26 protein-coding genes and 1 pseudogene are annotated in these 26,360 nt (G+C 41.5%); 10 read left to right on the top strand and 17 right to left on the bottom strand.

Annotated elements, in window-relative coordinates; translation table 11 throughout:
- Window positions 1-336: 336 nt before the first annotated feature.
- Window positions 337-2,514, bottom strand: coding sequence for a carboxypeptidase-like regulatory domain-containing protein (locus tag GXP67_RS00310; RefSeq protein ID WP_162441312.1), 2,178 nt, complete (start codon window positions 2,512-2,514; stop codon window positions 337-339).
- 64 nt (window positions 2,515-2,578) lie between these two features.
- A complete protein-coding gene (locus tag GXP67_RS00305; RefSeq protein WP_162441311.1) occupies window positions 2,579-2,818 on the bottom strand; it encodes a hypothetical protein in 240 nt (79 codons plus the stop codon).
- Between the two features lie 664 nt (window positions 2,819-3,482).
- Between GXP67_RS00305 and GXP67_RS00300 the strand changes: the two genes are divergently transcribed.
- The 8 genes from GXP67_RS00300 (at window position 3,483) to GXP67_RS00265 (ending at window position 10,326) form a co-directional block, all read left to right on the top strand.
- Window positions 3,483-3,719: a hypothetical protein gene (locus GXP67_RS00300; RefSeq protein ID WP_162441310.1), complete on the top strand. Its 237-nt coding sequence runs from the start codon at window positions 3,483-3,485 to the stop codon at window positions 3,717-3,719.
- Complete coding sequence (locus tag GXP67_RS00295; RefSeq protein WP_162447749.1) at window positions 3,716-3,937, top strand: lysozyme inhibitor LprI family protein; 222 nt, start codon at window positions 3,716-3,718, stop codon at window positions 3,935-3,937. The genes GXP67_RS00300 and GXP67_RS00295 overlap by 4 nt, the downstream gene beginning before the upstream one ends.
- A 183-nt stretch (window positions 3,938-4,120) precedes the next feature.
- Window positions 4,121-5,179 carry a hypothetical protein gene (locus tag GXP67_RS00290; protein WP_162441309.1) on the top strand — a complete coding sequence of 353 codons (1,059 nt, stop codon included), beginning with the start codon at window positions 4,121-4,123 and terminating at the stop codon, window positions 5,177-5,179.
- Between the two features lie 49 nt (window positions 5,180-5,228).
- Window positions 5,229-5,624, top strand: coding sequence for a hypothetical protein (locus GXP67_RS00285; protein ID WP_232064839.1), 396 nt, complete (start codon window positions 5,229-5,231; stop codon window positions 5,622-5,624).
- 128 nt (window positions 5,625-5,752) lie between these two features.
- On the top strand, window positions 5,753-6,547 hold the full coding sequence (locus tag GXP67_RS00280) for a hypothetical protein (protein WP_162441308.1): 795 nt from the start codon (window positions 5,753-5,755) through the stop codon (window positions 6,545-6,547).
- 12 nt (window positions 6,548-6,559) lie between these two features.
- Window positions 6,560-8,449, top strand: coding sequence for a DUF4132 domain-containing protein (locus tag GXP67_RS00275; protein ID WP_162441307.1), 1,890 nt, complete (start codon window positions 6,560-6,562; stop codon window positions 8,447-8,449).
- A gap of 120 nt (window positions 8,450-8,569) precedes the next feature.
- Window positions 8,570-9,865, top strand: coding sequence for an ankyrin repeat domain-containing protein (locus GXP67_RS00270; RefSeq protein ID WP_162441306.1), 1,296 nt, complete (start codon window positions 8,570-8,572; stop codon window positions 9,863-9,865).
- A gap of 2 nt (window positions 9,866-9,867) precedes the next feature.
- Window positions 9,868-10,326 (top strand): ankyrin repeat domain-containing protein, encoded by a 459-nt coding sequence (locus GXP67_RS00265; RefSeq protein ID WP_162441305.1) that lies wholly within the window; start codon window positions 9,868-9,870, stop codon window positions 10,324-10,326.
- Window positions 10,327-10,360: 34 nt separating this feature from the next.
- Here GXP67_RS00265 and GXP67_RS00260 read toward each other — a convergent pair whose 3' ends face one another.
- Together GXP67_RS00260 and GXP67_RS00255 are read right to left on the bottom strand one after the other, a co-directional pair.
- Window positions 10,361-11,680, bottom strand: a complete 1,320-nt coding sequence (locus GXP67_RS00260) for an ankyrin repeat domain-containing protein (protein WP_162441304.1) — start codon at window positions 11,678-11,680, stop codon at window positions 10,361-10,363.
- A 148-nt stretch (window positions 11,681-11,828) separates the two neighbouring features.
- Window positions 11,829-12,809, bottom strand: a complete 981-nt coding sequence (locus GXP67_RS00255) for a hypothetical protein (protein WP_162441303.1) — start codon at window positions 12,807-12,809, stop codon at window positions 11,829-11,831.
- A gap of 496 nt (window positions 12,810-13,305) precedes the next feature.
- Between GXP67_RS00255 and GXP67_RS00250 the strand changes: the two are divergent.
- Window positions 13,306-14,543 (top strand): annotated as a pseudogene (locus GXP67_RS00250) (IS3 family transposase).
- Between the two features lie 31 nt (window positions 14,544-14,574).
- On the opposite strand, the gene GXP67_RS00245 reads toward GXP67_RS00250, so the two are convergent.
- The 11 genes from GXP67_RS00245 to GXP67_RS00195 all read right to left on the bottom strand — a co-directional run bounded on the left by GXP67_RS00245 (window position 14,575) and on the right by GXP67_RS00195 (window position 21,189).
- Window positions 14,575-15,048: an organic hydroperoxide resistance protein gene (locus GXP67_RS00245; RefSeq protein ID WP_162441302.1), complete on the bottom strand. Its 474-nt coding sequence runs from the start codon at window positions 15,046-15,048 to the stop codon at window positions 14,575-14,577.
- A gap of 49 nt (window positions 15,049-15,097) precedes the next feature.
- On the bottom strand, window positions 15,098-15,334 hold the full coding sequence (locus tag GXP67_RS00240; RefSeq protein WP_232064837.1) for a DUF2798 domain-containing protein: 237 nt from the start codon (window positions 15,332-15,334) through the stop codon (window positions 15,098-15,100).
- A gap of 65 nt (window positions 15,335-15,399) precedes the next feature.
- On the bottom strand, window positions 15,400-15,987 hold the full coding sequence (locus tag GXP67_RS00235) for a TetR/AcrR family transcriptional regulator (protein ID WP_162441301.1): 588 nt from the start codon (window positions 15,985-15,987) through the stop codon (window positions 15,400-15,402).
- A gap of 121 nt (window positions 15,988-16,108) precedes the next feature.
- Window positions 16,109-17,197 carry an NAD(P)H-dependent flavin oxidoreductase gene (locus GXP67_RS00230; RefSeq protein ID WP_162441300.1) on the bottom strand — a complete coding sequence of 363 codons (1,089 nt, stop codon included), beginning with the start codon at window positions 17,195-17,197 and terminating at the stop codon, window positions 16,109-16,111.
- Between the two features lie 34 nt (window positions 17,198-17,231).
- A complete protein-coding gene (locus GXP67_RS00225) occupies window positions 17,232-17,612 on the bottom strand; it encodes a nuclear transport factor 2 family protein (protein ID WP_162441299.1) in 381 nt (126 codons plus the stop codon).
- Between the two features lie 70 nt (window positions 17,613-17,682).
- Window positions 17,683-18,417 carry an SDR family NAD(P)-dependent oxidoreductase gene (locus GXP67_RS00220; protein WP_162441298.1) on the bottom strand — a complete coding sequence of 245 codons (735 nt, stop codon included), beginning with the start codon at window positions 18,415-18,417 and terminating at the stop codon, window positions 17,683-17,685.
- 12 nt (window positions 18,418-18,429) lie between these two features.
- Window positions 18,430-18,648: a tautomerase family protein gene (locus GXP67_RS00215; RefSeq protein ID WP_162441297.1), complete on the bottom strand. Its 219-nt coding sequence runs from the start codon at window positions 18,646-18,648 to the stop codon at window positions 18,430-18,432.
- Window positions 18,649-18,659: 11 nt separating this feature from the next.
- Window positions 18,660-19,229: a YceI family protein gene (locus GXP67_RS00210; RefSeq protein WP_162441296.1), complete on the bottom strand. Its 570-nt coding sequence runs from the start codon at window positions 19,227-19,229 to the stop codon at window positions 18,660-18,662.
- 103 nt (window positions 19,230-19,332) lie between these two features.
- Complete coding sequence (locus tag GXP67_RS00205) at window positions 19,333-19,911, bottom strand: Crp/Fnr family transcriptional regulator (protein ID WP_162441295.1); 579 nt, start codon at window positions 19,909-19,911, stop codon at window positions 19,333-19,335.
- Window positions 19,912-19,978: 67 nt separating this feature from the next.
- Window positions 19,979-20,389, bottom strand: coding sequence for a cupin domain-containing protein (locus GXP67_RS00200; RefSeq protein WP_162441294.1), 411 nt, complete (start codon window positions 20,387-20,389; stop codon window positions 19,979-19,981).
- Window positions 20,390-20,421: 32 nt separating this feature from the next.
- Window positions 20,422-21,189 carry an IS5 family transposase gene (locus tag GXP67_RS00195; protein WP_162441293.1) on the bottom strand — a complete coding sequence of 256 codons (768 nt, stop codon included), beginning with the start codon at window positions 21,187-21,189 and terminating at the stop codon, window positions 20,422-20,424.
- A 335-nt stretch (window positions 21,190-21,524) separates the two neighbouring features.
- Here GXP67_RS00195 and GXP67_RS00190 point away from each other — a divergent pair, with 335 nt between their 5' ends.
- Window positions 21,525-22,430, top strand: a complete 906-nt coding sequence (locus GXP67_RS00190; protein WP_162441292.1) for an IS982 family transposase — start codon at window positions 21,525-21,527, stop codon at window positions 22,428-22,430.
- A 440-nt stretch (window positions 22,431-22,870) separates the two neighbouring features.
- On the opposite strand, the gene GXP67_RS00185 is transcribed toward GXP67_RS00190, so the two are convergent.
- Window positions 22,871-25,645 carry a PVC-type heme-binding CxxCH protein gene (locus GXP67_RS00185; RefSeq protein WP_232065316.1) on the bottom strand — a complete coding sequence of 925 codons (2,775 nt, stop codon included), beginning with the start codon at window positions 25,643-25,645 and terminating at the stop codon, window positions 22,871-22,873.
- 299 nt (window positions 25,646-25,944) lie between these two features.
- Window positions 25,945-26,343 carry a DUF4945 domain-containing protein gene (locus tag GXP67_RS00180; RefSeq protein ID WP_162441290.1) on the bottom strand — a complete coding sequence of 133 codons (399 nt, stop codon included), beginning with the start codon at window positions 26,341-26,343 and terminating at the stop codon, window positions 25,945-25,947.
- Between the last annotated feature and the right edge of the window lie 17 nt (window positions 26,344-26,360).

The raw sequence follows: 26,360 nt of genomic DNA, 5'->3' as shown, positions 1-26,360 counted from the left end.
TTCCATGTCCATAGCTCGAATGCTTAAAGTACCTTCGCATTGTTTCATTCATGCATCCCTCAGACAAAGATCAAACTGAGAATATCCTAATTTGTTTCGATGATATATCCTTTTGAGTATTCTATCTTTGTAAATGGAAGCAGCGATTCCCTCATGTTTCATGCTGATATTTTCAAGAATTTCCTGTTTGTCATACACTTTCAAATATTTAAGTAATTGGCTAATAATCATTGACTATTAGCCATAAAGAAGTATTTGGATAATTATCCCTTATTCTTATTTAAACCCTTAACAATTTTCCACATTTTCTAAAAATTGTGTATGAGTAATTTTCTTTTATAAGCATACACCCTGGCATTCATTGATACTGAAATCTTTATTGCGGATCACTGAAAACTTGCCATTGGTGATCGTAATGGTTTTTCCATTATCACCTATATAGGTGCCTGAAAATGTACCCACTACTAATCCATTCACAGTATCATATTTGGTTACAGTAATATGGGCAGTTGTACTGGCATCACCAATTCCCATCCCAGCATAATAATTGATGGTTTTGTTGCCTGACTTGCGCCAGATACGGCCACCGGTAGCAGTGGTTTGGGTAGTTTGACCAATAGGTTTGCCTTGGAAAACTAAGGAAAATCCAAGTGTATCAGGATTGCTAATTACCGCAACAGTTGTTAGGTTTTTATCCCGGTCGAAAGAGGCGTAACTTGTGGGGAAAGGCTGAACGGTAATTACTTTCAGGGCATTGGAGTAAATATCACCATTGATCGTAAAACTGTTTTCACCAGCTGTAGCAGTTGGCGCACAAATATCTGTTACACCCACCTGATGAGAACCACCAGCTGGTGTTTGAAAATTTTTCGTGATTATTCCCTGCGTATGAGTAATAGTAAGTACAACAGCCTGGTTGGCTGGCACAGAAAATCCATATACTCCGGATGTATTGGTAGCTACAGTAGTGCTTCCACTTGCCCATTCAGCTTTTACCGATGCCCCAGATACTGGCGTATCCTGACAAGATATTATACCTGACACCGTAATTAGAGATACATTACCAGTCAAATCGATTTCCCCCAGGTCTACGGTTTCTCCGGCAGCGGTAGTCTGAAATAATTTAGTAGTTGTAATGCCTGAAGTGGTACGGGCCGTCATCGAGAATGTAGCTTTGGCAGGAAAAGCACTGATGCTGAAAATCTGACCCAGATTATATACATTTTGTATACCACCTGAAATTCCTTCATTGGGACCGCCATCCACTACTTTAAAAGATACCTGTTCTACCTGATCGCCTGACTTGGTTTTGAATGTACCCTCAGCAGTATTCGGACAAGGGAAAGGCTGTAAAGTACCCACATCATATACTTGTCCTGGTTTTAAAGGGGGCACCGGTACCAGCAGCATGGCACTGCCTTTTATGTCAGCAGGATTTGGATTTACCAGGAAAGGACGGTAGATAATTACCATGGTGGGTATATCTGCCGGCACTCGTTGTGAAAAATTTCCTTGTTTGGAACCATCTGATTGCGTGCTTGCTTCAATTTCGCTGGAGGTTTGGCCAAATTGTACATTGCCATACATTGGCTTATTCTGGCAATCAACCAACTGTCCGATTATAGTAGCCGTTTCTTTGGGATCATCGCAGTTCCAGTCCGTAAAGTGGGAAACGGTACCTATGTATGTATCACCTTGTTTAGTAGCTACGCCGTCTTCCTGCCAGGCACCTGTTTCTTCATCGAAATACCACAGGGGAATGGTAGTGGGTGCCGTAGAGAGTTGTTCATCTGCAATATCCATGGTAAGCAAAGCATTTTTGCCAGGAGTAATTTGCAAGTTTTCACCGCTGCTGCCCGTGAGTTTCACCCGTAAAATACCATAGGAGTAGAGCATAGTAGTGCTTTCATCCGTGCGCCTGGCAAGCAAATCGCCACCAGGTACAAATTCCCCAAAACCAGGAACTGTAGGGTCCATGTAGCGAACAGACATACTGACTTGCCCACTATAACTACTTCCTGATGGTGTAACGAGACTATTAGCCGGAATATCTACCACAGAACCATTAGCCAGACTGGCTTTGCCACCAGTAGCCGCATTAATGGTATGAGTGGTAGTGCTGCTCATCATCCGGATTCTGGTAGAAGTGACTTTGTCTTTGATAGGTAGTTCAGCCCGTAGGCTTGTAAAATATCCGGCTTTAGTACAGGAAATGACACAGCGGTTACCCGGTACACTAATGTTGGGTAATATAAAATTTCCGTCTGTATTAGTAGTAATAGTTTTTCCATGTATTTCCACCTGTACATTTGTCAGGGGAATACCATTTTCATCCAAAACTATTCCGGCAATTGTAGTGGTTATATCACTGGCAGGTTGCAAAGGATCTTTGCCTGAGTCAATGACAGAGGATTCATCGTCTTTCTTGCAGCTGTTGAGAAAGGTCAGCATACAACTCAGGAGCAGGCAGATGGCAAGGAAAGAGAGTATATATGTGTTGAATATTCGCTTCATTAGTTATTGTACTGGTTAACTATTTCATTAGATAATTTGCCATAAGCCTGGCATTGATTGATGTTTAGCATTGAAGGAATTGTGCTTCTGTTATGGTAATGGATGTAATCACTTGGAGCTGAAAAAGCAGAGGCAATAGAATATTTGAACAGAGAGGATCTATCGACAGAAAAAAGAAAATTTTTGACTGAGCAACTGTTCTGACAGCAAATGCTACTGGTATAGCTTCTACTTCTGTTAAAACACTTTTTAAGCCTTCAATCACCAATGGCAGGTAATGCAACACTTTATCTGTTTCATTCATAGCTGGTATTTATATATGCACCTGCCTGCCATGCTGGCTGATGCTATCTTCTGCTTTACTTTTATTTTACACTTTACACCCAAGTTTATTACAAATAAGAGTATTGGGGTAATAATGTTTGTGTCTCATTATTGGAGGTAGAAGATTTATTATTTAAAGTGCCTGATCAGATATTTAACTGGAAATAACGACAGCATAAGATGTGCATCATTCTGGTAACAACATTCACATAATTGACCATACCAGAAGGTAAATCTTCTCTTTTCCTTTTACATCTGTATAACCTCTGAAACTAATACAATTATAATTCAGCCAGCCTGCTATACATTTGAATTCATATTCATCCGGACAGTTCTTGAAAAAGAGTTGGAAGTGGCATATCGTTGTTGATTTAATATTGATTATTACGGCTGCCTGGTTTGCTTATCATTTTTTGACTGATAAGAGCTGGGATACAGTCGTAAGAGTAAATCAATTTCAGGGAGTAATTGTCCTAGTCGTTTTACATAGCTTGGGTTTATGTTTCTATTCTATGATAATATTATGGCGAAGGAAATTTATGAAGGGTGTAGTGCTTTTTTTACATGCCCTGTTATTACTAATTATTGTGGGTGTACTGATGAGTTTGTTATTAATGGCTGGCATGTGATAAAAAATGATTCGGATGAAACGGATTTTTGTGAATGAAGCTATCTGTTCTATGAATATTCTGGCCAAAATACATTTAACCCATTGGTTAAAACTCTATATGAATATAATTTATTCGATACTTCTGCTGGTGCTATTGGCTTTCAACTATGGGCTGGCGCAGGAATTACCCATAGATTGCCATGCACCACAAAGCCAGTATGAGAAAAATATGTGTGCTTTTAAGGAAGAGGAAAAGCAGATCAGAAACTGAATAGAATATACAAATATGCGCTTTCACAGCTTTCAGTAGAAGAGCAAACTTTGTTGAAGACAGCCCAGAAAAGTTGGCTTACTTTCCGCGATAACCATTGCAAAGTATATGGAAAAATGTATCATGGCAGCCCTGGCATGGTGATGATGTTAGCTGTTTGCCGGAAAGAATTAACCTTGCACCGGATAGAAGAATTGAAAGTTTTATCCGAACGATAACATTCGTTTTCAATATACATTTTACTTAGAAAATGCTAAATGAACCTTAACTAAACCTTACTCTAGGAATATTACCTATAATTGTTAGTTGTAGTAAGCCCTGTCGTTCCACTATTTTAAGTGACTTGTAAAATGAAGGTACAGGAAATATTTAAGCGGAGGGCACAACAAAAAGAGTAGCCTATGAAACAATATATACCATTTATTTTATCCTTACTAATATGGACTTCCTGCAAGCAGGACCCGGAAGCCAGGCAACAAGCTGATTCAATCATTTCCCAGCCTGCTACTCCTTTGGTGATCCGGCCGGAGAATAGTGGAGAAACGCCTTCCAATGATCCCACTACTTCCACTTTTATATCGGCTACCAATGAGACGAATCCGGTTATGGTAACAGCCATCCGGCATAGTACGCAGCGGGAAACTATCATGGGTGTAACCGATCTTTCAAAACCCATGTACAGCCGTTATGCTATTTTTAGCCTGGATGTGGATTATTCCTTAAGCAACCGGGTGCAGCGTATGGATAGCATCAGTTATGGACAGGAATTTACCAGTATTGAGATCATTCATCCCTTCAAACTCGCTTTTCTGCCCGGCAACAAACATTACCTGTATTTTGCCTCAAAGGATAATGAATATGGCTCAGGTGCCGCCGGACTTTCTACCTTACGCTTTAATCTGTATTCACCTGTGACCAATGAAATCTATAGCCTCGTTTTCGATGGGGAAGATGTAGCAGAGGGTAGGGTAGAAGGAGATTTTGTAAATATAGATGCGTTTACCGGCACGAAAGAGGAATTACTCTACCTGCTCAAAAGAGCTGATACCTGTAGCTACATCCGTAAACCGGAAGAAGTAAATATAGAGTCTCCAGCGGAGTATGCCAAAAAATGGAAAGCCGAAAATCCAGGTGTCGTGGATGTGTTTGATGCCAGAGGTGGGGAAGAAGGATCACTAGCTTTTCCTTCCTATATTGAGGCTCCTATTCCTTTCTCTGAAGCTTCCAATATCATTGAGAATGACGATTATACAGTAGCTGATTTTTTCAGAGGCAGTGTGTTTGCAGAATCAAAGACTTCGGGTATGTACTATATGGTATGGCTGGAAGGCTGTAATCATGGCTGCGAAAAGAAGATCAGCTTTTCAGATGACGGCAAACTTAAAATCACCTATGAAGTCCAGCCTATAACTGTACTCATCGATCTGAAAAATCCTGCTTATTACATCACCAGAGAATAAATCATCTGTATTATTTCAACTATTTTTCAAGCTTAACTAATTCATTCCTATGATCCTTACCATTACTGATGAAAACTTTTCAGGCCAGGTGCTTAACAAAGTTTTGCTGGAACTGCAACAAGAAAGCCTTACCGTGAAAGACTTAATTGTAAAAAGAGTTACGCATGAAGTACAACAGTTTAACAGCCGGAGCGAAGCCGTATACAATGGCCTGGTACAGCCGGAGGCCGCTGAAGTAACGCTCAATAATTATCAGCATAAACTAAAAAAACACAAGCAGATAGATGCCGAAGCACAATGTTACCGGGCGCTGGAAGCATTTACTAAAAATGGCTTTTTTGTGATTGTAAATGACAGGCAAGCTGAAAGCCTGGAAGAAGAAATTCTGGTAGCATCTTTTACCAAAGTAAGTTTTATAAAAATCATGTCCCTGGTTGGTGGCTGATCGAAAGGCAATCTATAAGCAACTTATAAGACTATATCAAAATTCAAGTCTGCTATTATTTAATCTTTCGATTGTTCAAATTATCCATTTCTCATTTTTAACTATCCATTTATCTGCACAATATAGCTATGGAAAAAACTCCTGCATTAAAAACGATTATAACCAATACATATAATTATAATAATGGCATCAGCGAATCTGGCTCAACTTTGCTACTGGAACCTAAAACAACAGCTACGCCACATGAATACAGTTTAGCAGCGTTTAAAGCAGCCTGTCACTGGTATGGTTCCGGAAAACCTATAACCAAACATCCGGATGGGTATGAACTCTATATAGATGACCCGTACTTGAATGAGCAGCAAGCCGTTAAAAAAGCAGATGTCTTCAATGAAAAGAAGTACTTTTATCATGAGTTACCGCTTACCTACAAAGAAGCCACTCCTGAAGAAACGGTGCGCCATCTCCATGCGCTTTTGACCCGGATTAACTTGCTTACCTATGTTGAATCGCTGCATAACCAGCAGGCCAGATTGGTAAGTATCACCCAGTATATAGCCGAGAAAGTATTAAAATCCAAGTTGCCATTCACGCAAAGTGACATGGAGCAGATGCTCTACAACCTGATTCTGATGGCTACCCACAGCGATTATTCGACTGATTTCCCCCGCCACCGGATGACCTGGAATTTTCCGTTTAAGCTATTCTTGCGGAATGTGAAATGGTATAGTGGTAAAGAGCCGCTTAATGAAATGCTGAAACAATATTTACGGGATTTGAAAACAGCTTTGAATTCTGCTTTTGGTTCACAAGACTATAAGGCCAGGTTTTTACAGGAAATCAAAAATTCTATTGACGAACTGCTGGGTGAGGAAACCCTAGAATTATTTCAATTACATGAAACCGACACCTTTGGTAAATAGATTAATACATTTTTGCAAAACTTACCAAAAGCAGAGCAGCCTGCCTGGAATGAGTTATTTGTGTATGCTTCCAAACTGGCAGGCCGTTCCGATCCTCCGGCTAAAGCCAAAGAAACCCTGGAATTTCTCGAAAAAGTAGGCAAAGAAAACTACCGGAAATACTTCTTGCAATGGCTGGAATGGGCGGCTGCCTCAAAGGCTACGGAAGATATAGAAGAAGACTATTACTACTATTATTATCGAATTAATGATTACAACACAGATATACTCAAAGGACTTGTATTTATAGCCACACCCATCCTTGATAATGAGCTTTGCCGCACCCTGGCTAATTTTGCGCTGAAAGAATGCTTTAAGGGGAGTTTACTGGAAAGGCTAGGAACCGGTTCCTGCAAATCGCTAGGTATGGCGGAAGGTGCTTGTGGTATATCCCATCTGATCCGGATCCGCTATAAGGTCAAGAAAACAGGTACCCGTAAATCTATTGATGGCATTATCGAAAAAGCAGCCAAACGTCTGGGCTTATCAAAAGGAGAGGTAGAAGACCTTTCGGTATCCGGATTTGGTCTTTCGGAAGGAAAACTAGTTCAGATTTTAGGAGATCACCAGGCACATATTATCCTGGAAATTCCGGCTAAAGCATTGGTGCATTGGTTTAATCCAGACGGTAAAGAACAAAAATCTGTTCCTGCGGAAGTGAAAAATAATTTTGCTGCTGAGCTGAAACAACTGAAAGAGACTGTAAAACAGATCGAAGAAACCTTGTCTACCCAAAAAGAGCGCATGGACCGCTTTTACCTGGAAAACCGCAGCTTTACTTTCCCCAAATGGCAAGAGTTTTACCTCGACCATGGATTGATGCAGTTTTTATGCCGAAGACTCATATGGACTTTCGAGAAAAATGGCCACATTCAGACTGGGATCTGGTTAAGCGGAAAGCTGGTAGATGTACACGGAAAAGCCTTAGAGGGATTGTCTGATGATACAGTGGTTAGGTTATGGCATCCGATTGAGGCTACTGTAGAACAAATAACGTGCTGGCGTAATTTTATGGAGACGCACAAAATTCAGCAGCCCATGAAACAGGCTTACCGGGAGGTATATTTGCTCACTGCTGCAGAAGTAAATACAAATATGTATTCCAACCGTTTTGCCAGCCATATTCTGAAACAAAACCAGTTTACTACCCTTGCCCGGCTCCGGGATTGGAAGTACACCTTGATATTGGGGTATGATGGAGGAAGCGGAGATTCTGTGGCAGAAAGAAAATTAGCTCCCTGGGGTTTGGTTGCTGAATTCTGGATCAATCAACTGGACATCACAGATCACCCAAGTGCGTACTCCGATGGTGGATCATTTCTGTATGTTGGTACTGATCAGGTTCGCTTTACGAAAAATGAAGAAGCCCTGCCTTTACATGAAGTACCTCCTTTGGTATTATCGGAAATTCTTCGGGATGTGGACCTGTTTGTGGGTGTTTCCAGCATTGGCAATGATCCCAACTGGACAGATGGCGGAACCCACCGGGAGCACCAGGCCTACTGGCAAAGTTATTCCTTCGGAAACCTGAATGAGTCGGCTAAAGTGCGGAAAGAGGTACTGGAAAACTTATTACCCAAGTTAAAGATTGCTTCTAAGTGCAGTATTGAGGGTAAGTTTTTGAAAGTGAAAGGTAGTTTACGTACCTACAAAATTCACCTCGGGAGCGGCAATATCCTTATGGAACCCAATGACCAGTATTTATGCATTGTACCCAGCCGAAATCCCAAAGAAGCAGATAAATTATTTCTTCCTTTTGAAGGAGACAGGGTATTGTCACTGGTACTAAGCAAAGCATTCTTGCTTGCCGAGGATACCAAAATAACCGATACAACCATTACTTCCCAGATTCAATCTAAGTAGCGACTTTAAAATCAACAGCAAGCCAGGTAACAGGCTTGCTGTTGATATATTTTCAATTGGGTTACAGCCAAACTTATTGAATCAACTATTAAAATTATCAACTTCCTAAGTTGCCAGTAAATGAGCTGGTATGAAGTATATATTCATGCGCTGAATATGATATTTATAGCTATTCTGATAGCCTTGCTGGTAACAGCGGTTGCTTATGGACTTTCCAGGTATTCTCAGTTCGCTCCTGCCATTTTACTGGGAGTAGCCCTGGGCTTACTACTGCTGGCTGCTTCTTTATATTATCTATTCTGGCTGGGTGGCTTTACGGCGCTCATTTTACTGCTGATCAGTTCATTATTAATTCACAGGCGCATCTATCAACATAAAACCATCCTGCAACTGGATTGGGTGAATAAATTCACTTTTAGAATACTTACTATTTTGGTGGCTTATCTGGCTAGTATGGTTGTGCAGGGGGCAGTATTGGAGGCAGATAATACTTTGTTTCTGGGAACTACTTTCTTAGTATTGAGTATAGAGTTTCTGCTGATACCTTTTCTTTTATGGGAAAAGCAAAAGCCTCCTGTGGTGGCGGTGCGTAAGTGGCTGTTGATTCTTTGTATCATTCTCCCCGTCTTTCCATTCATCATATATTTGGGTTCCTCTCAACTGGTAGCTCAAGTAATTCAGGAAGGAAATGCTAAACAGGTTTTTCCGTTCTTATATCTGCAACAGGCATTAGGACATACTAAGAAGACCAATGAAGCCCTGTTTCTGGAAGCGGCGGCTGCTGGAAATGCTGAATTGATATCGTACTTATTGGAACAAGGAGTTGATGTAAATACAGCCGATGAGCTACAAATTTCAGCTTTACACCAGGTAGTTGCCTATGCGCCCGGAGAAAAAGTTTTATCCCTGCTACAACTGCTTCAATCGAAAGGTGCTAACCTGAATGCAGAAAATTATGCAGGCTATACCCCCCTGATGCAAGCCAGCCAGGATACCCTCACAGTGGTAAAATATTTAGTAGAGCAAGGAGCAAACATAAATGCAGAAGACGGAGATGGCAATACACCCTTCCGCCAGGCGGCCAGGTATGGAAAGAAAGATATTTGCCTGTTCTTACTGGAAAAAGGTGCCAAAGTAGAAAAAGCAGAAGATATAATGGCTGCCCTGGAAAGCAACCAGGTTGGTATCCTTCAATTAGTGCTGGAACAAGGAGTCATAGTAGATGCGACAGATGAAGGAGGATATACTGCGTTGCACAAAGCACTTTTACAAAGTAAAACAGAAATGGCAGCTTTTTTACTGAAAAAAGGGGCGAAAATAAATGAAAAAATACTGGCGAATCTGAGCAATATTAAGAGTCCTGAGATAATAGATTTGCTTCTGAAATACGGATTCAGCCTACGCCTTACTTACTGAGTGTGCTGGTTTCTTTAGAACAGGCTTCGCAAGTACAGGCTCTCTTAGAGAAACATCCTGACCTGGAGGCGAGCGAGGCTTTGTTAACAGCCGTTTCAAAAGATAATTTGACCCTTACCAGTTGGCTGCTTGAGAAAAATAGCCATATCAATTACCAGCGATCAGAAGATCAAAGAACGGCTCTTTATATTGCCGTTTGTGCGGATAATTATGAAATGACAAAAGTGTTGCTGGCTCATCAGGCAAACCCGGATATACAGGATGGGGATGGTTGGACACCTTTAATGGATGCTGTTTTTCATACCAATAAGCCAATGATAGAACTTTTGCTCTCACATAAAGCGAATATTTCTTTAAGAGATAAAGAGAACAAAACAGCTCTCGAGATGGCAAAAAGCGCTAATAACCAGGAGATTATCTCTTTACTGAATCAATACAACAATAGCCTGAAACGGAAGTAGCATTACTTCTATCAAGCTCCTGTTGGATATTTAGTTAAGGCTGTAATAGGTATTCAAGCGATTTCTGCAATTGGGATTGGGAAGGCGCAAGCTGGTATGAAAATCCTTCTTTGATCACTTCTGGCATTCCTTTAGCTTCTGGACTTGGCTTAGCCTGCACATCGGCTCCTTTGGTTACCAGATATTGTATAATAGACAACAGTTTTTCCTGTTCCTGTACAGAAGTACTATAAGCTATATTCTCCACTGCCTTGTACAAAGGAGAAATCGGTAACTCGTAGGCATAGTCAGGAACATATCCTTTTTCCAGAAAAGCGCCATGTTCTACAAGTAACTGTACCATGGGTAAACTCATATTCTCTACCGCTTTATACAAGGGCGTTTCCTGACCAGCAGGTGTATTGATTTCTGATTGATGATTTAGCGCCAGACGTACAATTGCCAAAGAATTATGCTCAACAGCCTCATGTAGCAGTGTATAATTATGCCGGTTTTTCAAAGTAGGATTTACCCCACTTTCAATCAGCAAGCTGGCTATTTTCTCTGATTCATTCTCATCAGCTATGGAAGTATTTCCCTTACATACCTCCTCCCATATATCGGCAGTTACCAATGCCTGGTATCCTGGCTGCGACAGAAGCATTTTTATACATTCCATAAGCCTGTAATGCACAGCGATACGTAGCAATTCCTTGATAAATTCATCTCTGGGTAATTCTAGGTTTAAAATATTTCCGGTTTGGTAAGAAACAGTTGTATCCAGCAAACTGCTTAAAAAAAGCCCGCTATTGCGTTGTGTACAGGTGATCTGTATATGAGTATATGCTGTATCCGGATAAGCGAAGGAAGTTTCCAGTCTGGAAAATGTTATTGTTCCTTGCTGTAATACTTGTTGCAAAGAAAAGTGTTGTTTAGAACCAACTTCTGCTTCAAGTTCAATTTTCCTTGGCAAGGTTTGGCTGAGTAGTTGAAAAAATGCCTTATCCTCCCCACTTACAGACAAACATATTATTTGCTCATATACATGCACTGGCGGAAGAGTATTATTTTTGCTGGTTTCAAAAATATGAGAAGCCAGGATATGTTCTTTTTCATACAAATAAGTATTCCAGGTGACTTTTTTATTAAACAAAGCCGAAAAGAAGGTAGCACCAGGAAGTGCATAGGTTCCATCTGCGTTTATTACCCTTACAAAAGCTTTGCTGCCACAAGTTTTGTAAGAAGAACGAAATACATTCAAGTCCACAGGATTGCGTCCGCTACATTCGCATTCGCCCTGCCAGCTGAATTGATCAGTTGGTAAAGATGTATGATTAACCAGTTTGCCTTGCACCGATGAATGGATGACCAACATATGCATCAAGGATAGTACAAGTACAACTAGTCCAACAGCCAGAATTAGCCACATACGTTTGCCTGATTTATACATACTTCCATCTTTCTGTTTTCATTGCTTGTATGCTTCAAGAAATTATTGGTTTTATGTCAAACTATTGAGCTTGCTATTCACTACCTTCTGCTTCTTCCCACCAGTTATCTGAGCCTTCCAGCACAGATTCATCCCAGCCCAGGACATGATATTTGGAATTGATGCGGGGATTAGGATTGCCAGACATAAAATCCGGAAGAAAGTCGTCCATAATCATAAATAGGTTTTCTGCAATCAGAATTTCCCTGCTTCTTTTGATGTGATAATAGGTAAATAAGCCCTTTATCTGGAAACCTGCACCTTTGCATATGCCCACAAAACCTAGCCCTTCAGGATAGGTACCTGGCTTGTACAATATTTGCCAGGTGTCGAGTTCATTTTCTTCGTAGGGATACGCTTGCCGTCGTACGGCTAAATCGATGGTGAGCGTTCCCCAGTTGCTGCCGTTTTCTTCTCCTTCTGAGGGTTCGTCACAGGAAAAATTTCCTTTGGCGGTATAAAGGGCTTTAAAACCTTCTTGTTCCAGCATGGCTTCGTCTATGTTTTCATCGGAAACCTTATACATAGAATCTATGCTAAATGAACCTTCAAAGGGCACAATCTGGTCATCCAGGCGTCTTTTTCCGCTGATGTAGAATTTTCTGGGCAATACTGGATCTTGTTTTACTTCGCTGATATGCCATTCTATCCGGACATGATTCCAGTTAGTTATCCCATAAAAAGGTGAATCCGATTCATCCTGCATACTTTCATACCCTGAGAAAACGGTTGGCAAATAATACTCTTTGCAAAACTGTTCTACCTCCTCTATTGATAAAGCTTGTGTTTGCATAGTTTGTAAGCGTTTTTCTGTCTTTCTCAGCCTGGAAGCCTCGTAATTTTCCCGGTCTTCAGGTGACCGTATAGGAAGTATAGGCGTATGATTGGCAGGCAGGTTTTGCTGCCCGGTTGATTGCTGGTTACTCGTCTGTTGATTGGAGGTGCAAGCGGTAACAAAATACAGTGGGATAAATAATGCAAGTTGTAAGTAGAGTGTAAGGAAAGTTTTTTTCATGCAATTTTATTCATTAGAAAATACGATCATGTTTACAGTCACATACTCTGGGCACATAGGGCAGGTGCACAATTTCGCTCAAATAATTCTAATGAATAATGCAAATATAAGATATATCTTACGGTCTAGTTATGAATTAGCTTTTGAGGGTTAATGTAAAACCATTTCAAACATTTGACCTCCCCTCATGAAATAGGATATTTTATAAGTAAAGAAAAAAGAGTGTGTTATTTTAACTTAACTAATTTCTGACTACTCATTCACTATAATCTGTTTACTTGCAGATTTTTCAAAAACAAAAAGAGTTATCTATTTTACTTTCCCTCGGTAAAGTTGTGTATATAAACCTGCGATTTAATTGTTACAAAATCCGTATCATTACTTTTTTATTCTCCTGATTGTTTTTTTCTTTTTAGCTGTGCAATAAAGAGAGTATCTATTATGTGATCTTGCTACATTTGGGTGGACATTAAGTTAAGAGAAAATACTTAACTTAATGAAAATGGGACAAAGAAGAAAATTCGACAAGGAGTTCAAACTAATGACTGTTGAACTTAGTAAGAGCAGAAAAAATTTAGTAGATCTGGCTAAAGAATTGGATATCAAAATTGGATTGATTTATCGCTGGCGCCGTGAGTTTTTAGACAAGAGGGAGGGAAGTTTTCCTGGCCATGGAAAACCAAAACAAACCCCTGAAGAAGCAGAAATAGCCCGTCTAAAGAAGGCATTAAAGGATGCAGAAATGGAAAGGGATATGGAGCCGATGCTCACAACGTAGGCAGGTCCAAAAAAGGCGGTCAGCATCTTTTCCAGGAACGATGGGAGATATTCCAATTCATAAAGGATAATCACACTGTATACCCCATTGAGAAGATGTGCAAAGCCTTTCAAGTAAGTAAAAGTGGATATTATGGATGGATAAACAGTGAGCCATCTAAACGAGCTACAGAGAACCGGGAAATTCTTCAACAGATCAGAGTGATCCATAAGGAGAGTGGCCAGACCTATGGTAGCCCAAGAATCAGTAAAGCCTTGAAAGCGAATAACATTTCAGTTTCCAGACCCAGGGTTGCCCGCTTAATGAAGCAGGCTGAGCTTAGGGCAAAAAGAATTAAAAGGTATAAGGTCACTACGGATTCAAAGCATAGCTATCCGGTGAGTGAAAATCTACTGGATCGAAATTTTACAGCTAATGCAACAGGTCAGGCCTGGGTATCAGACATGGACCTGCAGACGATGTCAGCATCGGGTCCACTTATATCAGAACCATTACAGGTTGGCTATATCTTACGGTGGTACTGGATTTGGCAGACAGAAAGATTATTGGCTCTCGCCTTGAGTAAAACCATGAAGGCCAAAGAGACGACAATAGCAGCATTAAAAATGGCTATAAAAAACAGGCCCGTGATCCAACCTCTAATATTTCATTCAGACAGGGGTATACAGTATGCCTGTGATGAATTTAGGCAAGAATTAGGTACATATCCTCTTATTAAGCCAAGCATGAGTCGAAAAGGGAATTGTTGGGATAATGCTGTCGCAGAAAGCTTCTTTAAGACCCTGAAAGTGGAATGTGTATATGATTATAAGTTTGCCCATCAGCAGCAAGCGGCTACCACTGTTTTTGAATATATAGAAATCTGGTACAACAGGAAAAGACTGCATTCCTCTCTGGGATATAGAACACCAGCCCAGATGGAGCAACTTTTAAATCAATATGTGTTAGTTGCTTAATTTATTGTCCACAATTTTGTTGCAAGTCCACTTAAACCAGGTTAATGGCAACCGGAATATTCCCACGGGTGGCTTTAGAATAGGGACAGATCTGGTGTGCAGCATCTACAAGAATGCGTGCTACTTCATGATCCAAACCCGGCAAACTAACATTGAGGCGTGCCTGTAGCGAATACTCGCCATCAACTAAACATAAATCTACTTCCGCATCGATCGCTGTATCAGCCGGAAGTTTTATCTTTCTATTTGCTGCGGCCTTGCCTATAGCTCCTTCGAAACAGGCAGACCAGCCGGCGGCGAACAATTGCTCGGGATTGGTACCTACACGGGCTGAGCCGGGCGTTGAAAGTTTAATATCCAGGCGACCATCTGAACTGCGGGATGCGCCTTCGCGGCCTCCTATGGTATGGGTTTTAGCGGTATAAATAGCTTTTTTAAATGGAGTCTGAGAGGTGGCTTCAGGCGTTTTACTCGTAATGGCGGAATTTACTTGATAAGTTTCCATGGTTGTATTGGTTAATTGTTTACTAGATAAAAATGTATATTAAAATGCCTTATTCGTTTTGTGTGGCATACGTCCGCTCCTTACATAAATAACTTGCTACACGTTGAATGCTGGGTGAAACAAGCAGAATAATGGGGATTACAATCAAGTAAGAGATAACCCAGGACTTCATCCAGATCGAGGCAAACCCGGGATCATATCCTCTATTTACTCCTATGAGTGTAAAGGACACAATACCAGTCGTGATGATCCCCATCAGCATGGCAAAGACAATTTTTTGTTTCATTGCTTTCATAATTTTTAGTTTGATTTACTTTTATGACCGATCGGTCATGTTTTGATTAAAAATTTTTATGCTGTTTTTTCTTCAATTTCCTTTTTTAAAGAGCGGGCAATTGATTGCATTGCTTTTTTGTTTCCTGCTATCCTCGACATCATAATTCCACCTTCTACCATAGCGAACATTTGCGTAGCGAACTCCTGTGCATCCCAGTCTGGTTTAAATTCTCCGGAGGCAATTCCCTTCTCGATAACAGTGCGTATGTTTTGTTGAGCGGTTTCAATGAGCATATGTACTTTCTTACAAATAACTTCATCTGTATCATCGGCTTCCATACCGAAGTTGAGCAAAGGGCAGCCTCCTAAGATAGGAGGATTTAAAGGGTCTAGATGGAGATCGATATAGGAGAATAATTTTTCTTTAGCTGTTTTTTGTCTGCTCATGGCTGCCTCTACCTTTTCAGACAACTTCTTCAACTGATAATTGACTACTTCATGCGCCAGTTCTTCCTTGTTTTCAAAGTGTACGTATAGGCTTCCTTTTGCCAGTTTAGTCACCTCCAGAATATCACTTAAGGAAGTACCTGCCACTCCTTTGGTATTGAAAAGTGGGGCAGCTTTTTCAATGATTAATTGTTTGGTTCGTTCGGCCTTTGTCATATTCTTGTAATAGATGATACAAATATAAATGACCGATCGGTCATTTAAAAGTTTTGGATGAATTATTTTTATCCATCTTTTCATCGGCAGAATATGGACCAGAGTGCCCAACCGGGTGGCATTATGCAGGATTTCTGATGCTCAGGAGTTGGGTTGTTTCTTCTACAAGCGATTTCATCAGGTTTGCGGCTTTCCGATGTTTAAGAATAGGCGCTATCTGGCCTCCCCAAAACAGCACCATATCAAATTTTTGCTTTTCGAGTGCGGCCTTTCTTAACGAAGACATGAAGGTGGTTTGCAGGGGAAACGGAAGAATACTGCTCTCTTTGCCAGCCAAATCTTTGGCAAGTGGCGTACTTAATCCTCTGCCTAACCGTCCGGTAAAAGCGCGTGATAACATGGTATACCTGGCAGCCTCAGAGAACAGAGCCTCTTTATGAACTGGAAGCGCACCTGATTCATCACAAGCCAGAAAGGCAGTGCCAATTTGTGCTGCATCTGCTCCCAGAGTAAGTGCTGCTGCTATACCTCTTCCACTGGCAATACCACCTGCGGCAATAATAGGCAGGTTCACTTTTTCCTTGATCAGCTGGACTAACACAAAAGTACCGGTTATCGACTGCTCAGCTGGAGCCAGGAAAGAGGGGCGATGACCGCCAGCCTCGAAACCTGAGGCAATGATCATATCTACCCCAGCATTCTGGACTGCCAGGGCTTCATCCAGGGTAGTAGCCGCACCCATCAGTTTAATACTGCGCCTGCGGCATTGCTCTAACACATCTGCTGAAGGAATACCAAACATAAAGCTGAACACCTTGGGGCGTATATCCAGTACTACTTGCAGCTGATTTTCAAACCGGGATTTAAATGGAGGCGGTTTCGAAGGTAGCTCAATTCCTGCCTCGTCAAAATAAGGCTTAAATTGTGCTTTAACCCCTTCATAGAGTTCATCACTGACTGTGCCATTGACTGCATCGGTATCTGAAACCCAAAGGTTTAGATTATAGGGTTTATCTGTTGCTGCTTTGATCTGCTTATCCATCTCGTAGATTTCCTGAGCAGACATAGTGTAAGCACCATATCCGCCTAAACCACCCATTTTTGAAACGGTTGCCGTAAGTTCGACAGTCGATAGTCCGCCACCAAATGGGCCTTGCAAAATCGGATACTGGATTCCAAGCAGTTCTGTTACTTTTGTTTTATACCACATGGTTTTAGTGTTAACTGATGGCTTATATGCAGAGTTAGGCTTCTATATGAGTGAGCATTTTATTCACGATTACCCAGTTTCTATCAATTTTATGAAAAGATAGGAAATCATAATAATTAAACTCATACATTTTTACCTGCGCTTTTGCTATGGCGATTGATTGAATAACGTCAATTGAAATAATCTCAGTTTGGTAGGGCTTGCCAGAATCTTTGGGGCTGGTTCGGTGAGCCACTCCGGTAAGATATTGATCAAGGGTTTTGGCATAGGGTTGACCGTTTATATCTCCAAAGAGTAATGTTCCCGGATGGAAAGCCTCCCTGAGTAATTCCACATTGCCTTCATATATTCCCTGAAAATAATACGCTTGCAGCACTTGCTTGATAGCCGCTGTTTCTTCGTCAATGGTTTTCATCTGTAGGATTAGGTTATATGTTTATGCTCTGCGATTCTATGGCTGTAAAAGCCGGTAAAGAAAGATTTTATTAGTTTAGATGATGTCCTGCGCCCATACCGCCATCTACATGGATGATCGCACCAGTCACATATTTGTTTGTTGCGATGGCGTATACCATTTGTGCTACTTCTTCTACTTCACCAATGCGGTTAATCAAATGCAAACTTGCAGCCTTATCGGCATTTTCGCCATGCATAGGCGTACGGATAATACCTGCTGCAATGGTATTTACGCGGATATTGTATTTTCCGAATTCAGCGGCCAGTTGAATGGTAAGGGCATGAATGGCTCCTTTGCTTGCGATGGGGGCTGTGGATGGACCGCCGCCTAAGGCATGTTCTACCAGGGGTGAGCCAATGTTAATTACCACGCCGTCGTGTTGTTTTAACATTTGTGGAATTACTGCCTGTGTAGTGAAAAACGTTCCTTTCAGATTGGTACTTAGAAACCGGTCCAGGTAGGCCTCGTCTACTTCCAGAAAAGGTTTGTTTTCATAGATGCCTGCATTGTTAATCAGTACATCTGCCGAGCCAAACTTATCTACTGCTGTTTTTACCAGCAGTTCACCGGTGGCTTTGTCGCTGATATTTCCGGCTACGAAGGCAAGATTGGGTCCTGCACCCAGCTCATGAAAGGTTTCTTCGAGTTTAGAGGCAGTTGCTGAGTTGATAACGACGTTGTCGCCTTTTGCTAAGAAGTAGCGGGCTACTTCTTTCCCGATACCGGAAGATGCACCGGTAACGATAACTGTTTGCTTTTTCATGATGGATACGATTTACTTTTTGTTGGCAGTGATTCCTTTTTCCCTCAGGACAGATGTTTGTTCGCCTCCATATCCCCAATCATCTAAATCCACTTCCTGAATGACTACATGTGTTAGATATGGATCTTTATTGAGTACAGTGGTAATCACCTCGGTTACTCCTTTAATGAGGGCTTGTTTCTTTTCCCTGGAAACACCTTCACGGGTTACTTCAATTTTAATATAAGGCATGGCAGTAATGTTTAAGCGTGAATAGGTTGAGCAGTTACTTCAGGTTGCGTAGCCGCTTGTGCAGTAAGGTGTGTACCGAGATCAAAATTGTTATAGATCAAAGTATCGCCCAGGTTCTGGAAAAAGTTACCAGAACGAAACTTAATGCCGAATTTGGTACGATCTACTGTGATTTTGCCGGAAGCAGTAACCGTATTGCCAGAACGGTCTACCTGCGCATTAAAACTGATTAGTTGAGTAATACCTTTGATCGTTAGGTTACCGGTAACATGATAAGCTCCCTTGTTAATGGGCTCGGCATAGCTAATTTCAAAAATAGCTTCGGGATATTGCTCTGAACTAAAAAAGTCATCAGAGGCTAAGTGCCCGGCAAATTGTGCATTTGTTACAGGATCGGTGATGTCTAGAATTTTAATTGACCTTGTGTCAATTACGAATCTCCCACTTAAAAGATGATTATCTTTGAAAGTCAGGGTTCCTTCTTTGATAGCAATCGTGCCATTATGGGCGCCTGTTACTTTGCGGCCCACCCATTCAACCAAGCTTTGGGAGCCGATAATGTTAAATTGTTGTGTTTCCATTTTCTTGATGTTTAAATGAACAACACAAAGGTGCAGGATGAAAAGAAAAGGATTGCGTGACCTATGTCACATTCGTAAAAAGTGTAACAGTATGTGATATAGATCACTTTTGGGAGTGATACAGGCGGCTGAGGGTCTCGCGGGATACACCTAAATAGGCAGCAATTAAATTCTTGGGGACGAGGTTATAGAGCTGTGGATATTGTTTCAACAGTTCCTCATAGCGGTGTCTGGCATCATTATTCATTAAAGATAATAATCGTTTTTGAGAAGCTACGTACCCCATATTGGTGCGCCACCGGAAAAAATGTTCAATGGCATGTATCTCACGGCAAAGCTTTTCCCGGTCCTCCGTCTTCAAACAAAGAACCTCTGCATCTGTGATACAATCTACACTCACCGTTGATCTGTTGCCTGTATAGAGCGCATGATAATCGGAAGCCCACCAGGTAGGCATGGCGAATTGAAGAATATACATTTTCAACTCATCATTGATGTAAAATGTCTTTAAACATCCATTAATTACGAAATATTCCGAATCTAACTTATCACCAGCGCCAATGATCGTTTGGCCTTTTTTGAATACCTGCGGCTTAAAATGCGAAAAGAAGTAATCGAACTGTTCATCTGATAAGGAAATAGTTTTAGCGATATACTGTTTGAGTATTTCTTTGGCATCCATTGCTATAGGGAAGTAAAAACATAAAAGATATTTGACAGAATATAGAAAGAATGATCTTATTATTTTATCAGTTTACAGGAAATGATTGACGCCTAAAAGTGGACCTCCCCCAAAAAGTGGACTTTTTAGCAACATGGTCTAATACTTCCTTGAGTTGTTTCTCAGGACTGAAATCAATTAATTTTGGATCCTTTTTAACCACAGCCATATGTCCTGGCTGCATGTAAAAAACATCGCCGGTCATTAAGGTCTCTTCTGTCCCATCATCATATTTCATCACTATCTCCTCCTCCAAGACATATCCCCAATGTGGGCATTGGCAACTATTATTTTGTAATCCTTGCAATAGGGGACCAAGGTCTGTGCCTGCCGGCATTTGATTAAAGGCAACTGTCATCCCTCCATAACCGGGCAGGTTTCTCATGATGGTTCCTGGTGCTTGCATAGCTACCGGAATGGCTTCTTTGTTGAGTTTCATAAGGGTCTGTTTTAAGAGAATGTTTTGAAATATTATTCGGTTTTTCTTTTGAGCAGAGTATCAATAAAGGCTAATTGTAGCATGGCTTCCGAACTTTCTGTGCTTTTTTCAAAATCACGGCTCAACCTACGCTTAAAATTGAGCCATCCGTAGCTACGTTCCACTACCCAACGGCCCCCTGCCGGGACAAAGCCTTTCACGCTTTCAGGCTTTTGTACAATTTCTACACTCCATCCATATTGTTTTTTCACTTCTTCCACAAAAGTCTCTGTGTAGCCATTATCTGCTTTCAGGGTATGCAGGCGGGCGGACTTGCCCTTCAACTTAGCTGCTAACTCATATCCTGCTGTGGTGTCTGATATATTAGCAGCTGTAATATGCACCGCCCAGGGGATACCTAAACAGTCCACAGCCAGATGTCTTTTTCTGCCATTCACTTTTTTATTGCCATCTATGCCTTTATCCTGACTGGTAAATTGTATAATCTTAACACTTTGGCTATCAATAGCTAACACGCTTGGCAGGGCTTGTCTGCCTGCTTTTTTTCTTTCTCTGCCTGCTAAAAAAGCTAACAACTCTTCAATAATGCCCCGCTTTTTCCACTGCCTGAAATAATAGTAAATGGTTTGCCAGGGTGGGTACTTACTTTCCATATTGCGCCATTGGCTGCCCGTAGTTAGCAGCCAAAGCAGTGCATTGATTATCACCCGTTTTTCATGTTTAATCTTTCTTTGGTTATCAATTATTTCCTTGATAACTTCCCATTCAGGGTCAGTGAGCGCAGAGAATTTTTCTTGCATAAACTTGATGATTAGACACCTCAAGTTTACTCACTGATTCTTTCTTTTACCCTATTTTTATTCTTCCAAAACGTTCTCTAAGCGTGATAGAAAAAATTAACTACAGTTTAAAAAAATATCTATCCATGTTTGCTGGTGGGCAGTAGGCAGAACTATGTATTGGATCTGCTTTTAGAATATAGCTGATATAGTTGAACCTTATTACTTTCAATATCGCAAAAGCATTTATTATACACAATACCTATTTTTAACGTGAGATCGGAGATATGCCATAGCAGAGAGAAAGAGTAAATTAGCATTGTCTTAAGATGTTAATCACTCTAAGCCTTGCTGCTATGCTTACAGAAATATACTTTGAAGTGGATGAATTCTGCAAACAAAATTCTCTTTTTCTGCTGCAACTCCTCAAAGAGCAAGGCTACTACACAAAGCCTTACCCTTGTCAATTAACCTTGAGTGAAGTGATGACCATCCTGATTTACTATCACTATTCAGGCTATAAAACCTTTAAAAGCTACTATATACAAATGGTAAGCAAACAATTACGCAGGGATTTTCCCGATCTGGTGGCTTACCACCGTTTTTTAGAACTCATCCCCAGAGCGATGTTGCCTATGAGTTTGTTGCTGAAAAGCCGCTGTGGGCAGGCTTCCCACACAGGCATTTACTACATGGATTCTTCCCCTCTGCAAGTCTGCCATCCCAAACGGGTGCATCAGCATCGCACCTTCAAGGGCTTAGCTGATTGGGGCAAGACTTCTGTAGGCTGGTTCTACGGTTTCAAATACCATATCCTGCTCAACCACCAAGGAGAACTGCTGCGCTTTTACTTTAGTAAGGCATCGGTTTCAGACACCAGACCCAAAGTATTGTTTTTTCTCACCAAAGGTTTGCAGGGTAGTATCTTTGCTGATAAAGGCTATATAGTCAATGCTGAAAAGAAAGCCTTTGTTGAACAGGAAGGCTTACAATTGATCACAAAAGCAAGAAAAAACAGCAAACAGCCCCCTTCTATGGACATTTATCAAAAAGATTATCTGGCAAAAAGGGGCATGATTGCATCGGTGATCGCCCTTCACAAACAAGTAGCCAACATTGAACATAGCAGGCATCGCTCGCCGGTGAATGCCTTTGCCCATAGGATGGCCGCTTTGGTGGCTTACTGTTTTTATCCTACAAAACCGGCTGTCAGTATTTATCCCCAGCAGTGGATGATTGCTCAAAATGCTATGGTCGCTTAACTATCTCCGATCTCACGTTATTTTTAGGTATTTGGAGCAAAATAAATTACTATAAGAAAATACTTTTTAACGGTGACCATAGAGTCAAGTGTGTAGGAGTTCAGCAAAGGAATGCAAAGAAGGTTTTATACAAGGGTCTTCTCCTAATATAGCTTGACAGTTTACCAGCCAAATTTCCCTATAAATGAATTATTTCCTGTATCACTAAAGGGGGGGTAAATTAACTTCTTATTTCTTGAAACTTCAGCAAATTGATTTTTCTATTGTATTGCTGTTTGAAAATTTGGGGGACTTATATTTATCAATTTTCTAATTGATGACTCATTTTAATATAACTTGACTACAAAAAGACCTTAAATTATTATTCAAGGTCTTTTTGTAGTTATAAGATCTGTATTGAATTTCAGAACTATTATTGCTAACTATCAGCAGATGAACATTTATTTCGGCTCCAATACCTTCTTAATCAGTGCTTGCACTTCATGATTCTGGTCGGAGTGCTCCATTTTTTCCAAGCGTTGTTGCAGGCTTTGCAGGGTTTTAACAGATTCCGCATTGTTGAGAGCCGCTACCCGCTGAATGGTAAAGGGCAATACCTGCGGCACTTTTGCCTTCATAGCCAGTTCAACTGCCCGGTTTATATCTGTAGGCACTGTGGGCTCAAAAGCATACCAGAGCATTAAAGGCAGGTTATGATCGTCTTTGTCTTCGGTACGCTGAAGAAGTGCTTCCAGGGTAGGCCATCTTTTTTCCGGTGCCGTCCGCTGGATGGCAGAACTCAGATATAAACGTACCAGGGCTGAGTTATCAGTTTTAGCCAACTCTGCAAAACGGGTAAGGGCTGCATCCGAAGCATTGTTGTCTTCGGATAAAAGTTGAACCGCCCAGCTGCGCATGTATTCATTTTGGTGAGATAATAAAGGAAGCAAGTCTTTCTCAGTCAATCCTTTGGTAACATGCAATGTCCACAGCGCCCGGAGTTGTCTGGTTACATCCGGATTTTCGTTCAATATCTTCTTGAGTGCTTTGTGGACTTTTTTATTTCCGCCTCTTTCCTGCAGAATGACACGGGCGTTGCGTACATACCACTCATTGGGATGCAACTGATAATTGACCAGTTCCATATCAGAGGCTTTGGTCAGATCCACCTGTACCCATTTATCCGTTTCATGGCTGATCTTGAAAATACGTCCCATGGTTTTCTGGTGCACATCCGGATTAGGACTATGGCACTGGTTTTTATCGTACCAGTCGATGGCAAATACAGAGCCACTGCCATCATAACGGAAGTTAAGCCACTGCGACCAGGTATCATTGGTCAATAGGAAATCCTCCCCATGGCTCACTAAATAGCCGGAACCTTTGCGGTTGGGCAGATCTAAATTTACCCGGCTTCCGTGGATATTGTTCATAAAAATATGATTGCGGTACTCCTTAGGCCAGTTTTCGCTGCCCAGATAGATCATCGCACCGGCATGGGCATGGCCACCGCCTTTGGAATTAGACCGGAAATTACCGGCATGTGGACCTCTGTCGCCGATCCAGTGTACATGGTCACCCGATTGTTTGATATCATCATAGGTATAGGGGTTAAAATGCTTGCCTGCCTGACGATGGTACCTGGCTCCCTGAATCACATGGAACATATGCGGAATCACACACACGGTGATAAAGGGATGGCCATAGTCATTAAAATCAATGCCCCACGGATTGCTGGTTCCTTCGGCAAACAATTCAAACTTTTTGGTGGTGGGATGAAAGCGCCATACACCGGCATTGAGTTTGGTACGCTCCGAGTCTGGTGCTCCTGGTTTGCCTACATTCGAGTGTGTAAATACCCCATGTGTGCCATACAGCCAGCCATCTGGTCCCCAGCGGAAATTATTAAGCATTTCATGGGTGTCTTCATAGCCCCATCCATCCAGCAGGATCTGCGGCGGACCAGCTGGTTTATCGCCGGATTTATCTATGGGAATAAACAGCAGATGGGGTGCCGAACCCAGCCACACGCCTCCCATACCTACTTCGATGGCACTGATCAGGTTGAGGCCTTCTGTAAAAACAATCCGCTTGTCTAAGCTGCCATCCCCATTGGTATCTTCAAAGATCAGGATGCGGTCTTTGCCTTTCCCTTCTGCAGCGCGGATGGGATAGGTATGCGCCTCAACCACCCAAAGCCTTCCCCTGGCATCTATGGTAAAACTAATCGGCCGGATCACATCTGGTTCGGCAGCTGCCAGCTTCACAGAAAAGCCTTGTTGCGTGGTCATACTTTTGGCGGCTTCTGTTCCGGAAAGCCCGGAATGCACAATAGGATCAAGGGGAGGAAGAATAATAATATCTGTCTGCTTAAGTTCGTTCGGGAAATTGGGGCGGGTGGAATAAAACTGAAAATCATCGAAATTGATGTGCGCAAATTTATCATCCCCAATATAAGGAATCTGCGAAATGCCGGTTTCATTATCTACCAGCCGGATGAAAATTTCCTTGTTTTGCAAGTCAGATAAATCCACCACTACCGGCTGCAAGGTAGCCCGTCCGGAACCAGTGATCTGGAAGAAAACTTCATTATTATCTGTTCTTACCAGTTCTACCCTGGTATCCTGCAAAGCACCTCCGGAAACTTTGAAAGCAGCAAAAGGATGAGTAACTGTAAAGGGAACGGAAGAGAGTGTACCGGTTCTTTTGTAATTTTTCGTACCGCCGCTGGTAATAAAATACTTCCCGGACATATTGATCCGCTGGTCGTTTTCATGTACCGGAGAAGGGTCCTGGGATATCAGCGCATCCGTAAAGGCATCACCTGTGGCTGTCCAGTCATTAGTTGTCCCATTTTCAAAACCAAGATTTAAGGCTTTGTTATTCTTTTTGGGGATAAACCCGGCGATCACAACTTCTGTATTAATGGCTCCTTCTACTATTTCAAATTTGCCTACCATCCCGGCAGCTCTGTGTCCGGGAATGGAACAGAAATAGGTATCGCTCTGATCGGCTTTGAATACAATGCTGGTGGTGTCTCCTTTCTGTGCCAGCGTTTTGCTTTTCAGTCCCATTTTTTCCAGGGCGATATCGTGGGTCATGTTTTCACCATTCACAATCTGGATGCGTACCATATCGCCCTTATTGGCCTGCAGCACCGGATTTCGTTTGCCATCTGGGCCAAAGTAGCCAAGCATGGTTGCCTGCAAGGTGTATTCTCTGGTAACAGAAGCCATCTTTCTACTTTTTGTATGGCTGGGATCAGGGGTAAAACTATACGAATTTTGATTTAGCAAAAGAGGTAGCAGCGTCAAAATAAGCAAACGGGGTAAAGTCATAATCTATTTACTAAGTTTAGGTTGTTAGTATTATGGTGTTACAATATTCGCCAGGAGATAAATTGTAATGTGAATTGTATATGTAAATTTCTGCTGGTATGGTGTTTGAAATGCTGCATCTCAAGCATGGATACCATTCTTTTCTACTAACATACATCTGTTTGCCACCACACCATATGGTGACAAACAGATGTATGTTAGAAAGCTATTGTATGGCCAGGAGATATGCGCAACTTGGAACGATGAGGATCTGTTGTGTTAACATCTCCCTGGGCTTTAACCGTAAAGCGGTATTGTTTTGAGGGATCATAAGGTGAATACGTATAGCTTACAGGCGCATCTGTTATTACATAGGTGCCAGCATTTCTTCCATCTACCGAAACCTTTACCAGCACAGCAATAGGTTTAACTATATCCTCAGGTATGGTGGTAGGAAGATCCCATGTAAGGGTAACTTTGTCCTCAGCGACAGAGTATTGCATATTGGTAACTGGCGCTATCGGCTCACCTGGTTTTGAAAGAATTATGTCTTCATCCCGGCAACTGGCACAGAATAACACACATAGGATTAAAATATAATAGAGGGATTTTTTCATAAGACAAAGAATAAAAT

Source organism: Rhodocytophaga rosea (assembly GCF_010119975.1).
GTDB lineage: Bacteria > Bacteroidota > Bacteroidia > Cytophagales > 172606-1 > Rhodocytophaga > Rhodocytophaga rosea.
The sequence above is the reverse complement of the archived record's forward strand: the minus strand, read 5'-3'. Positions and strand labels throughout refer to the sequence as shown.